Here is a 12,032-nt window from a genome sequence, read left to right as displayed (position 1 = left end):
GACTCAGGGGCGGTACACCTTCCCCGGCTCCGCCTTCCCGGGCGCCAGCAGCTGCGGCACGGTCACGAACACGTACCCGCGTGCCTTCAACGCGTCGATGATGCCGGGGACGGCGGGCACGGTGCCCTGGTACAGGTCGTGCAGCAGGATGATCCCGTCCCGGGTGGCCTGGGCGAGGACACGCTTGGTGATGAGCGCGGAGTCGGTGGTCGCGTAGTCCTTGGCGGTCACGCTCCACAGGACCTCCGAGAGGCCCAGCTCACGGCAGATCTTGTGCACGGTGTCGTCGGTGCGGCCCTGCGGCGGACGCATCAGCGTCGGCTTCTTCCCGGTGATCCGCTCTATCGCGTCGTCCGTGCGTTCCAGTTCGCCGCGTATCTGCGCGGGCGTGATCCGGGTCAGGATCTTGTGGTCCCAGGTGTGGCTGGCGACCTCGTGCCCCTCGGCGGCCATGCGCTTGACCAGCTCCGGGTACTTCTCGATGTGCCGCTTGCCGAGCAGGAAGAAGGTCGCCGGGACCTGTTTCTCCTTCAGGATGTCGAGCAGCCGCGCCGAGTGCTCGCTCGGCCCGGCGTCGAAGGTCAGCGCGATGCACTTGGCCTCCCGGCAGTCGACCGTCCCGAACCGGGCCTGCGCGGTCGCCGACACGGCGTGGGTGCGGGCGGCGGCGGGCGAGGTCGTGTCGAGCTTGGTGCACCCGCTCGACGCGAGGCCCAGCGAGACGACCGCCACGAACATGCCGACGGCACGCAACCCGGCCCGCGTTCTTTTCCTCTTCTTACGCAGAGAGCTCAGAGATGGCATGTCCAGACTATACATGCGGAGTATATACGGTATGTATAGTCGGGTGGGCTGGGGTGGACCGGCGCGGAAGAGCGTCCCGTAAGGGGCGCGGGGAACTGCGCGACCAGCCCCCGCCGGCCCGCGGAAAGGGAACCGCGGATCCAGCGGAGCGCTCAGCGGCCCTCGGACCCCAACTCCCGCCCGAGCCGCAGGTTCCATCGCCCGGACTGTCCGCTGAGGTCGGTCGCGGACAGCGGGGGCACGTCGAGTCGCCAGAAGGCGGGCCCCGGTGCGTCGAGGACCGTGACCGCGAGGGCCCGCACAAGTTCCTGTTCCACGACCGCGAGGGTCCTGCCCTCGAAGGTCGCCGCCGCCTCCAGCCACCCGGCCGCCCGCTCGCACAGCGCCCGCACCGACTCCCCGCCGTGGGGCGCCGCGTCCGGGTCCGACAGCCAGGACAGCACCGCGTCCGGCTCCCGTGCCATCACCTCGTCGAGGGTCAGACCCCGCCAGCGGCCCATGTCGAGCCCCGCCAACTCAGGCTCCGGCACGGCCGCGAGACCGAGCGCGGACGCCGTCTCCCGGCAGCGCGCGGTGGGGGAGACCAGCACCCGGTCGGCCGCCCCGAGCGAACCGGCGGACTCGGCGCGGGCCCTGCCGCTCGGGTCGAGCGGGCTGCCGTCGTCGAACCGGGCCTCCCGAAGGGACCGGTTCAACGCCGGTGAGATCAGGGTGATGCGGCTGGTCACTCGCTTGCTCCACTTCTCCGGACGGGGTGTACGGACATCGTCCCCCCCGTACTGAGGGGCGGGGTCGGCCGGGAGGGTGCCCCGGCCGACCCCGCCCCGTTCGCTCCTCGCGTCAGGAACCCACGAGTTCCTCACGGACCGTACGGGCCGCCGCGACCAGGTTCTCCAGCGAAGCGCGGGTCTCCGACCAGCCGCGGGTCTTCAGCCCGCAGTCGGGATTGACCCACAGCCGCTCCGGCGGAATGGCCTCAAGTCCCTTGCGCAGCAGGGCCGCTGCCTCGTCGGCGCCCGGCACGCGCGGCGAGTGGATGTCGTACACGCCGGGCCCCGCCTCACGCGGATAGCCGTGCCCGGCCAGCTCACGCGCCACCTGCATGTGCGAACGGGCCGCTTCCAGACTGATGACGTCCGCGTCGAGATCGTCGATGGCCTGCACGATGTCGCCGAACTCGGCGTAGCACATATGGGTGTGGATCTGGGTGTCCGGCCGGACCCCTGCGGTGGTGAGGCGGAACGCCTCCGTCGCCCAGGCGAGATACGTCGCCCGGTCCGCCGCCCGCAGCGGAAGCGTCTCGCGCAGCGCCGGCTCGTCGACCTGCATGACCGAAGTCCCGGCCGCCTCAAGGTCGTTCACCTCGTCGCGCAGGGCGAGCGCGACCTGCCGTGCGGTGTCGCCGAGCGGCTGGTCGTCACGGACGAACGACCAGGCGAGCATGGTGACCGGCCCGGTGAGCATGCCCTTCACCGGCCGTGAGGTGAGGGTCTGGGCGTACGTCGTCCAGCGGACCGTCATCGGCTCGGGGCGGGAGATGTCGCCGGCCAGGATCGGCGGACGGACGTACCGGGTGCCGTAGGACTGGACCCAGCCGTGCTGCGTGGCGAGGTAGCCCGTCAGCTGCTCGGCGAAGTACTGGACCATGTCGTTGCGTTCGGGCTCGCCGTGCACCAGGACGTCGAGGCCGGTCTTCTCCTGGAAGGAGATCACCTCGCCGATCTCCGCCCTGATGCGCTCCTCGTATCCGGCCGTGTCGATCCGGCTCGCCCTCAAGTCGGCGCGGGCGGTGCGCAGTTCGGCGGTCTGCGGGAACGAGCCGATCGTGGTGGTCGGCAGCAGCGGCAGACCGAGCCGCGCCCGCTGGGCGGTGGTCCGCTCGCCGTACGGCTGCGAGCGCCGGGCGTCGGCCTCCGTGACGGCTGCCGTACGGGCCCGTACGGCGGGGTCCCGGGTGATCGGGGAGCCCGCGCGGGAGGCCAGGTCGGCCCGGTTCGCGGCCAGTTGGGCGGAGATCGTGTCGGTGCCCTGGGCCAGGCCCTTGGCGAGGGTGACGATCTCGCGGGTCTTCTGCCGCGCGAACGCGAGCCAGCGCAGGATCTGCGGCTCGATGTCCCGCTCGGCGGCTGCGTCGAGCGGGACGTGCAGCAGCGAGCAGGAGGCGGCCACGTCGACCCGGTCGGCGAGACCGAGCAACGTGCCCAGTGTGGCAAGGGACTTGGTGAGGTCGTTGACCCAGATGTTGCGGCCGTCGACCACCCCGGCCACCAGCCGCTTCCCGGGCAGCCCGCCCACCGCGGCCAGCGCGTCCAGGTTGGCGGCGGCGGACTCGGTGAAGTCGAGCGCCAGCCCCTCCACCGGAGCCTTCGCCAGCACCGGCAACGCGTCGCCGAGCCGGTCGAAGTAGGAGGCGACCAGCAGCTTCGGGCGGTCGGCGAGCGCGCCGAGATCACGGTAGGCACGCTCGGCGGCGTTCAGTTCGGCCGGAGTCCGGTCCTGGACGAGCGCGGGCTCGTCGAGTTGCGCCCACTCCGCGCCCGCCGCGCGCAGATCCGCCAGCACCTCGGCGTACACGGGCAGCAGCCGGTCAAGGAGCGTCAGCGGATCGAAGTCCGCGGCGACTCCGGGCGCGGGCTTGGCAAGCAGCAGATAGGTGACCGGGCCGACGAGCACCGGGCGCGCCGTGAGGCCCAGCGCGAGGGCCTCCTTCAACTCGCCGACCTGCTTGCCGGAGTCGGCGGTGAAGACCGTGTCCGGCCCCAACTCGGCCACCAGGTAGTGGTAGTTGGTGTCGAACCACTTCGTCATCTCCAGCGGCGCCACGTCCTGCGTGCCGCGCGCCATCGCGAAGTACCCGTCCAGCGCGTCGAGTTCGACGGCGGCACGGTGGCGGGCGGGGATCGCGCCGACCATGACGCTGGTGTCCAGGACATGGTCGTAGTACGAGAAGTCGCCGGTCGGCACTTCGTGGATGCCGGCCTCGGCCAGCTGCCGCCAGTTGGCGCGGCGCAGTTCGGCCGCGGTGGCCCGGAGGGCGTCGGCGTCGACACGGCCCTTCCAGTAGCCCTCGACGGCCTTCTTCAGTTCCCGGCCCTGTCCCTGACGGGGGTAGCCGTACACGGTGGCCCGTGCTGCCGCGGCTGCGGACTTCGCTGTCACGGAACTCTCCTTCGCGAGCTGTCTCCCTGAGATCCCGGGACGGGACGCGAGCGCGAAGGAACGTCAGACCGGACGGACGCACGGTCGCCGTGCCCGCCGATATGTACGCCGACCCGCCCACGAGGTCACCGGGATCCCGCGCACGAATGCTTCGCGCACGGGCAGTTGGCAGGTCTTCGGACTCGCGGGCACGCCCTCCGTCGAACCGGAGGACACCTACTGGCCGTCGCTTCCCAGATCCTGTCGTGGACCCAGTGCGTATGACGGCGGTCGTTCTCGCTCACCGCTGCGGGGCAGTCCCGGAATCTCACCGGGTTCCCTCTTGCGACGCATCCCGCCTGGCGGACGGGGCGAACCAGCTGCGTCAGCCAGCGTATTACAGCTGGTCCCCCAGGGTGGCCGGCTCGGGAGGATGCGGACCGCCGCCGTCCTTGCCGTCCTGCGCGCAGGTTCTTGTCTGGTAGTGCTGGTCATTGGGGATCAACAGCACTTCGGCGACCTGCGCGGGGTGCTCGACGGCGAGCCAACTGTCGCCCGTGGGGTCGCCGTTCGGCCCGAACGCCTCGGCTGAATAGACCGTCTCGTACAGCAGGGCCACGCGTTTCTTGTCGACCGCGCAGACGTCCAGAGCGGGGCCGTTGAACTCGTCGGCGTCGTAGAACCGGAAGTGGAAGTGGACCTGGTCACCGTCGGAGGGCCGCTGCGGGTGGGGCTCAAGGCGCCAGTCGACGATCTCTGCGGAGGCGTCGAGATGCTGTCCGTAGATGTCCTCGACCCGCACCCTGACAGCGGCCTTGCCGCGTTTCGCGGTGGTGTCGGAGCAGCCCCAGGTGGAGGAGCAGCCGGACACGGCGAGAAGCGCCAGCACCAGCGGAGCAACGGCGAGCAACCGTGCGGGAGTCATTCGGACGACCTCCGGTGGCGCTGGGTCAGCTGAGCCGGGATCCGAAAGCCCGCAGGATCTGTTCGGCGGCCAGGGTCGCCGTCAACTCGCCCTCCCGCACCAGCCGTTCGAGGTCCGGGGCCAGTGAGCGTACCGCCGGATCCGCGTGCAGCCTGCCCAGCAGCTCGTCGCGGACCATCGTCCATGTCCAATCCACCTGCTGCTCGCGGCGTTTGGCGGCGAGGCGGCCGGTGGAGTCGAGGAGCGACCGGTGCTGTTCCAGGCGCTCCCAGACCGTGTCCAGGCCCGTGCCCTCGCGGGCGCTGCAACTCAGCACCGGCGGGGTCCAGGCCGCGTCGACGGGGTGCATCAGACGCAGCGCGCCCGCCAACTCCCTTGCCGCGCCGCGCGCGTCGCGCTCGTGCGGGCCGTCCGCCTTGTTGACGGCGATGACGTCCGCCAGCTCCAGGACGCCCTTCTTGATGCCCTGCAACTGGTCGCCGGTGCGGGCCAGCGTCAACAGGAGGAAGGAGTCGACCATGTTGGCGACCGCGGTCTCCGACTGGCCGACGCCGACCGTCTCCACGAGGACGACGTCGTAGCCCGCCGCCTCCATGACGACGATCGACTCCCGGGTCGCCTTCGCGACGCCACCGAGCGTGCCGGCGGTGGGGGAGGGGCGGACGAAGGCCGCCGGGTCGACGGCCAGGCGCTCCATGCGGGTCTTGTCGCCGAGGATCGACCCGCCGGTCCGGGTGGAGGACGGGTCGACGGCCAGCACCGCGACCCGGAAACCGAGCGAGGTGAGCAGCGTGCCGAACGCGTCGATGAACGTCGACTTGCCGACGCCCGGCACACCGCTGACGCCGATGCGCCGGGCCTTGCCGCTGTGCGGCAGCAGCTCGGTCAGCAACTCCTGTGCCATGGCGCGGTGTTGGGGCTTGGTCGACTCGACGAGGGTGATGGCGCGGGCCACCAGGGCCCGCTTGCCGTCGAGTACGCCCTTCACATAGGTGTCGACATCGATCACGGGGTGTGCCCGAGGTCGGTGGCCAGCCGCTCGACCAGGTTGTAGGCCGCGTCCGGGATCACCGTCCCGGGCGGGAACACGGCCGCCGCGCCCATCTCAAGCAGCGTGGGCACGTCCTGCGGCGGGATCACCCCGCCGACCACGATCATGATGTCCTCGCGGCCCTCCTCGGCGAGGGACTCCTTCAACGCCGGTACGAGGGTGAGGTGTCCGGCCGCCAGCGAGGACACCCCGACGACGTGCACGTCCGCCTCGACGGCCTGGCGGGCCACCTCGCCGGGGGTCTGGAAGAGCGGGCCGACGTCGACGTCGAAGCCCAGGTCGGCGAAGGCGGTGGCGATCACCTTCTGGCCACGGTCGTGGCCGTCCTGGCCCATCTTGGCGACCAGGATGCGCGGGCGGCGGCCCTCGGCCTCCTCGAACTCGGCCACGAGGGCGCGGGTGCGCTCGACGGACGGGGACTCGCCGGCTTCGGTGCGGTACACACCGGAGATCGTACGGATCTGGCTCGCGTGCCGCCCGTACACCTTCTCCAGCGCGTCGGAGATCTCACCGACCGTGGCCTTCGCGCGGGCCGCGTTCACCGCCAGCTCAAGGAGGTTGCCGGTGCCTTCGTCGGCCGCGCGGGTCAGGGCGTGCAGCGCGTCCTGGGTGGCCTGTTCGTCGCGCTCGGCGCGCAACCGCCGTAGTTTCTCGATCTGTTGGGTGCGGACGGAGGAGTTGTCGACCTTGAGGACGTCGATCTGCTCGTCGGTCTCCACCCGGTACTTGTTGACGCCGATGACCGGCTGGCGCCCGGAGTCGATGCGGGCCTGGGTGCGGGCCGCCGCCTCCTCGATGCGCAGCTTGGGGATGCCCGCGTCGATGGCCTTGGCCATGCCGCCCGCCGCCTCGACCTCCTCGATGTGCTGCCAGGCCCGGCGCGCGAGGTCGTACGTGAGCTTCTCGACGTACGCGCTGCCGCCCCACGGGTCGATGACCCGGGTGGTGCCGGACTCCTGCTGGATGAGGAGCTGGGTGTTGCGGGCGATGCGGGCCGAGAAGTCGGTGGGCAGCGCGAGCGCCTCGTCGAGGGCGTTGGTGTGCAGCGACTGCGTGTGACCCTGCGTGGCGGCCATGGCCTCCACGGCCGTACGCGTCACGTTGTTGAACACGTCCTGCGCGGTCAGCGACCAGCCCGAGGTCTGCGAATGGGTGCGCAGGGAGAGGGACTTGGCGTTCTGCGGGTCGAACTGCTTGACCAGCTTGGCCCACAGCAGGCGGGCCGCCCGCAGCTTCGCGATCTCCATGAAGAAGTTCATGCCGATCGCCCAGAAGAAGGACAGCCGGGGCGCGAACGCGTCCACGTCCATCCCCGCCTCCCGGCCCGCCCGGATGTACTCGACCCCGTCCGCGAGGGTGTACGCCAGCTCCAGGTCGGCCGTCGCGCCCGCTTCTTGGATGTGGTAGCCGGAGATGGAGATCGAGTTGTAGCGGGGCATCCGCTGCGAGGTGTACGCGAAGATGTCGGAGATGATCCGCATCGACGGCTTCGGCGGATAGATGTAGGTGTTGCGGACCATGAACTCCTTGAGGATGTCGTTCTGGATGGTCCCGGCCAACTTCTCGGGCGGTACGCCCTGTTCCTCCGCCGCCACGATGTAGAGCGCGAGCACGGGCAGCACCGCGCCGTTCATCGTCATCGACACGGTCATCTTGTCGAGGGGGATGCCGTCGAAGAGTTGGCGCATGTCGTAGATCGAGTCGATCGCCACGCCCGCCATGCCGACGTCACCGGTCACGCGCGGGTGGTCGCTGTCGTAACCCCGGTGCGTGGGCAGGTCGAAGGCGACCGACAGGCCCTTCTGACCGGCCGCCAGATTGCGCCGGTAGAAGGCGTTGGACTCCTCGGCCGTGGAGAAGCCCGCGTACTGACGGATCGTCCAGGGCTGGTTGACGTACATCGTCGGGTACGGGCCGCGCAGATACGGCGCGACGCCCGGGTAGGTGGCCAGGAAGTCCAGGCCCTCCAGATCCTGCCCGGTGTACAACGGCTTGACCGCGATGCCCTCCGGGGTCTCCCAGAGGAGGTCGTCGCCGCCCGCCGCCTTCTTGACGGCGTCACGCCACTCGTCGGCACCGGCTTCGGCGGCCGGGACCCCCAGCTCGATCCCGGAGAAGTCGGGAATGCGCCCGCTCGCTGCCATCAGGACACTCCCATGCGGTCGAGGGTGGCGGACAGTACGGCCACGGCGTCGCAGCCCGCGAAGACATGGGCGTCGACACCGGGGTACTCGGCGGGACGGCCCGCGAGGAACACGTGCCCGGCACCGGCCGACCTCAACTCCCCGGCGACCGTGGCCGCTTGCTCCTCGTACAGCGCGTCGCTCGAGCACAGGCAGGCCTCGGTGGCCCCGCTGTCCGCGAAGGCGCCCTCGGTGACGGGCTCGATGCCGCCCGCCTGGAACAGGTTCGACGCGAAGGTGAGCCGTGCGGTGTGCGCGGCGGCCGGGCCGAGCGCGGCCAGGAAGATGCGTGGCCGGGAGCCGGTCGCCGCGAGGTGGGCGTCGGAGCGGGCGCGCAGGGCTTCGTAGGCCTCGTCGCGGCGCACGCGCGGCAGTCCACCGGAGGGTTCGGCGGGGGCGGGTGCGCGCTCCGGGAGGCGTTCGGCGAGGTTCGGGAACTCGCTGACGCCGGTGATGGGTTCGCGGCGCTTGGCGAGCTTCGCGCTGCGGGCCGCCCAGGTGGTGGCGAGGTCGTCGCGGAGGCTGCCGGAGCTCAATACGGCTGCCTGGCCGCCCTGTTGTTCGATGTGCTGGAAGAACTCCCAGCCCGCGTGCGCGAGTTCGTCCGTGAGCCGCTCCACGTACCAGGAGCCGCCCGCCGGGTCGATCACCCGGGACAGATGCGACTCCTCGACCAGGATCGTCGAGGTGTTGCGGGCGATCCGGCGCGCGAACGCGTCCGGCAGGCCCAGCGCGTGGTCGAAGGGCAGCACGGTGACGGACTCGGCACCGCCCACCCCGGCGGCCAGCGTCGCGATGGTCGTGCGCAGCATGTTCACCCACGGGTCACGCCGGGACATCATCACTGGCGAGGTCACCGCGTGCTGCACCTGCCCGCCGGGAGCCCCGCACACCTCGGCGACCCGGGCCCAAAGCCTGCGCGCCGCGCGCAACTTGGCGATGGTCAGGAACTGGTCGGCGGTCGCCGCGTACCTGAACTCCAGCTGGGCGACGGCCTGTTCGACGCTGAGCCCGGCTTCCGTCAGCTCGCGGAGACAGGCGACACCGGTCGCCAGTGAGGCGCCCAGCTCCTGCGCCGCCGAACAGCCGGCCTCGTGGTACGGCAGCGCGTCCACGGTCAGCGCGCGCAGCCCCGGGTATTCCTCGGCGCAGCGCCGGGCCAGCGCGGCGACCGGCGCGAAGTCGAAGGGGTCCGCTCCGGTGCGGGCCGCGAAGCCCAGCGGGTCGGCGCCCAGGTTGCCGCGCACCGCCTGAGGGTCGATGCCGCGCTCCTCGTACAGCCGTAGCAACTCGGCTGCGGCGGACGCGACTTCGGGCCCGGCGTCGAGGACGACGGGTGCCAGGTCGAGAAAGACACCGTCGAGGGTGCTGCCGAGCGAGGCGACCGGGATGCCGCGCTCGCCCACGGTCAGCCACAGCGAGGTGACGCCGTTCTCCAGGTCGCCGAGGACCGCGGAGTTGTCGGCGGTGGTGTGCCGCTGGCGTACGTCCCAGCCGCCGAGGGTGTTGCCCTCGGCCCGGCCGCCCCGTACGAACGGGGCGAAACCGGGGAGCCCGGGCTCGGGTGCGGAGTCGTCCGCGGTGTACAGGGGACGGGCGAGAAGCCCGTCCTCCAACGAGGTGGACAGAGCGTCTTCCGCCGCCGTACCCGAGACTTCCTTGCCCGACTTGCGCAGTACGCCTTCCACCAGGCGTTGCCACTGCTCATGGGTCGCGTCAGGGAACTCGGCGGCCAGCGAGAGCCCGTCGTCAGGCAGGACCGTCATGCTCGGATGCTAGGGCAAACGTGCAGGTGAGCAGCAGAGGACGCGGCTGTGACCTTGACCTCCCTTCGCGGTCTAGACCACTCGGCGGCCCGTGACTACAGCCCGACGTCCCGTCGGCTCATGTCCTCCAGCGACTCGCGGCGGACCAGGACGCGCGCGATGCCGTCGGCCACCGCGACGACCGGCGGCCGGCCGACGAGGTTGTAACCCGACGCCATCGACAGGTGATAGGCACCGGCCGCCGGTACGGCGAGGAGGTCGCCGGGGCGTACGTCGCCGGGCAGCGCCACCTCGTCGGCGAGGACGTCGCCCGCCTCGCAGTGCCGGCCCACGACCGTGACCGGGCGCGGCGGCGCGGAGGCCGGGCGGCCGATCAACCGGGGCGCGTACCGCACGCCGTACAGCGCGGGCCGCGGGTTGTCGCTCATCCCGCCGTCGACCGCGACGAACGTACGGTCGCCGGTGCGCTTGACCGCGAGCACCCGGTACACGACGACTCCGGCGGGGCCGACGATCGCCCGCCCGGGTTCGAGGGTGAGCCGGGGCACGGGCAGCCCGCCGCGGGCACAGCCGTCCTCCAGTTCGGTGCGGACCCGCCCGGCGAGGACAGCGATGTTCAACTCCTCCTCGCTGGGGCGGTAGGCGATGCCGTGCCCGCCGCCGATGTCCAACTGCGGGAGGGCGACGCCGTGTTGGTCCCGGATGCGGGCCAACAGCCCGACCATGCGGCGCACCGCGGCGACGTACGGCTTCGGCGTGGTGATCTGCGAGCCGATGTGGCAGTGCAGGCCCACGAGTTCGAGGTGCGGCTGGTCGAGGATCCGGGTGACGGCGTGCTGCGCGGAACCGTCCGTGATCGACAGGCCGAACTTCTGGTCGTCGGTGCCGGTGCGCACCTTGACGTGCACGCCGGCCGCCACGCCGGGCACCACCCGCACCATGACCTTCTGCCTGCTCCCGGCGGGGGTGAGCGCGGCCAGCCGGGCGATCTCCGAGGCGCTGTCGACGACGATCCGGCCGACCCCGAGCCGCAGCGCGGTGCTCAGATCCTCCGGGCTCTTGGCGTTGCCGTGCAGCACGATCCGCTCCGGCGGGAACCCGGTCGTGACGGCGAGGGCCAGCTCGCCCGCCGAGCACACGTCGAGGCCGAGCCCCTCCTCCTCCACCCAGTGGGCCATCGCCCGGCACAGGAACGCCTTTGCCGCGTAGACGACTTCGGCCTCCGGGAACGCCGTGCGGTACGCGCGGCAGCGCTCACGGATCTCCTGCTCGTCGAGGACGTAGACGGGAGTGCCGAAGCGGTCGGCGGCCTCGGCGAGCGAGACACCGCCGACGGTCAGGTCCCCGCCGGGGACGGGGCGGGTGGAGCGGGGCCAGACGGACAGGTCGTCGGTGTCGGCGACCTGGACAGCGGGGGCGTCCAGGATGGACATGGGCGGGTCTCCTCAGCCGATCAGCAGGTTCAGACAGGCGACGGCGGCGGCTGCGCCGGTCACCCGCAGGGCACCGATGTGCTGGGGGTGCCGGCGGCGCCACGAGTTCTCGCGCTCGCGGACGGTGGCCGCGGTGCGGTCGGTCGCCGGGGCGGAGAGCGAGGGGTCGACGGTGAGGGCGGTGACGCCCAGCGGCGCGGCGAGGGCGCGCAGCGCGGGTTCGGAGAGCCTGATGGCGGCCTGCTCGGGGCCGAGGGTGGCGGCGAGCCGCGCCGCCGAGGTGAAGCCGACGGCTGTCCGGCCGCCCGGCGGGGTGCGGAAGAACCGGGCCGTACAGGTCCGTCAGCTCGCGGGCGTCGACCGCCCGCCGCAGGGCGATCCGCCGGTGCAGGGCGGCCAGCTCGCCCTCCAGTGGCGAGGGCGGCACCGTCAGGACCGGACAGCCGGCATGCGCGACGCAGTACCGCGTGACGGACGGGAACAGGCCGCGGAGCGCGCCCCGGGGACCCGCGCCGATCACCAGAAGGTCGTCGGACCGGTCGGCGGTCTCCACCAGCGCGCGGCCCGCCGTACCCCGCACGACCAGCCCCTGGAACGGGACCCCGGGACCCGTCTCGCCGAAGGCCGCGTCGACGGCGGCCAGGAGTCGCTCGCCGGCGTCTTGGCGCTGCCGTTGGCAGACCTCCGCCGAGACGCCGGCGAGCGCCCGTGGGCGAGTTCACCGCCGGGCGG

The 12,032-nt window shown here is 71.8% G+C and carries 8 protein-coding genes, 2 pseudogenes and 1 riboswitch; all 10 genes and pseudogenes read right to left on the bottom strand.

Translation table 11 applies throughout. From position 1 onward, the window contains the following. Nucleotides 1-3: 3 nt before the first annotated feature. The gene (locus tag JHN45_RS27080; RefSeq protein ID WP_200714005.1) at nucleotides 4-738 is read right to left on the bottom strand and encodes a polysaccharide deacetylase family protein; all 735 of its coding nucleotides are present in this window, start codon (nucleotides 736-738) and stop codon (nucleotides 4-6) included. Between the two features lie 218 nt (nucleotides 739-956). Then, nucleotides 957-1,532, bottom strand: a complete 576-nt coding sequence (locus JHN45_RS27075; RefSeq protein ID WP_201050990.1) for a histidine phosphatase family protein — start codon at nucleotides 1,530-1,532, stop codon at nucleotides 957-959. A gap of 112 nt (nucleotides 1,533-1,644) precedes the next feature. Next, the gene (gene metE / locus JHN45_RS27070) at nucleotides 1,645-3,963 is read right to left on the bottom strand and encodes a 5-methyltetrahydropteroyltriglutamate--homocysteine S-methyltransferase (RefSeq protein ID WP_201050989.1); all 2,319 of its coding nucleotides are present in this window, start codon (nucleotides 3,961-3,963) and stop codon (nucleotides 1,645-1,647) included. A 149-nt stretch (nucleotides 3,964-4,112) separates the two neighbouring features. After that, a riboswitch (cobalamin riboswitch) is annotated at nucleotides 4,113-4,338 on the bottom strand. A 1-nt stretch (nucleotide 4,339) separates the two neighbouring features. Continuing rightward, nucleotides 4,340-4,867 carry a hypothetical protein gene (locus JHN45_RS27065; protein WP_201050988.1) on the bottom strand — a complete coding sequence of 176 codons (528 nt, stop codon included), beginning with the start codon at nucleotides 4,865-4,867 and terminating at the stop codon, nucleotides 4,340-4,342. Between the two features lie 25 nt (nucleotides 4,868-4,892). Then, the gene (gene meaB, locus JHN45_RS27060; protein WP_201050987.1) at nucleotides 4,893-5,876 is read right to left on the bottom strand and encodes a methylmalonyl Co-A mutase-associated GTPase MeaB; all 984 of its coding nucleotides are present in this window, start codon (nucleotides 5,874-5,876) and stop codon (nucleotides 4,893-4,895) included. Beyond that, nucleotides 5,873-8,062, bottom strand: coding sequence for a methylmalonyl-CoA mutase (gene scpA, locus JHN45_RS27055; protein WP_201050986.1), 2,190 nt, complete (start codon nucleotides 8,060-8,062; stop codon nucleotides 5,873-5,875). The genes meaB and scpA overlap by 4 nt, the downstream gene beginning before the upstream one ends. Further along, the gene (locus JHN45_RS27050; RefSeq protein WP_200713992.1) at nucleotides 8,062-9,867 is read right to left on the bottom strand and encodes a methylmalonyl-CoA mutase family protein; all 1,806 of its coding nucleotides are present in this window, start codon (nucleotides 9,865-9,867) and stop codon (nucleotides 8,062-8,064) included. The genes scpA and JHN45_RS27050 overlap by 1 nt, the downstream gene beginning before the upstream one ends. 95 nt (nucleotides 9,868-9,962) lie before the next feature. Beyond that, on the bottom strand, nucleotides 9,963-11,300 hold the full coding sequence (lysA, locus tag JHN45_RS27045; protein WP_201050985.1) for a diaminopimelate decarboxylase: 1,338 nt from the start codon (nucleotides 11,298-11,300) through the stop codon (nucleotides 9,963-9,965). A gap of 12 nt (nucleotides 11,301-11,312) precedes the next feature. Further along, nucleotides 11,313-11,567: pseudogene (locus JHN45_RS53225) on the bottom strand (SAV_915 family protein); the annotation flags it as partial. 214 nt (nucleotides 11,568-11,781) lie between these two features. Next, a pseudogene (locus tag JHN45_RS53220) lies at nucleotides 11,782-11,943 on the bottom strand (universal stress protein); the annotation flags it as partial. Between the last annotated feature and the right edge of the window lie 89 nt (nucleotides 11,944-12,032).

It is taken from the genome of Streptomyces sp. MBT53 (genome assembly GCF_016654115.1).
Classification (GTDB): domain Bacteria; phylum Actinomycetota; class Actinomycetes; order Streptomycetales; family Streptomycetaceae; genus Streptomyces.
This window is presented reverse-complemented; position numbering and strand designations above follow the sequence as displayed.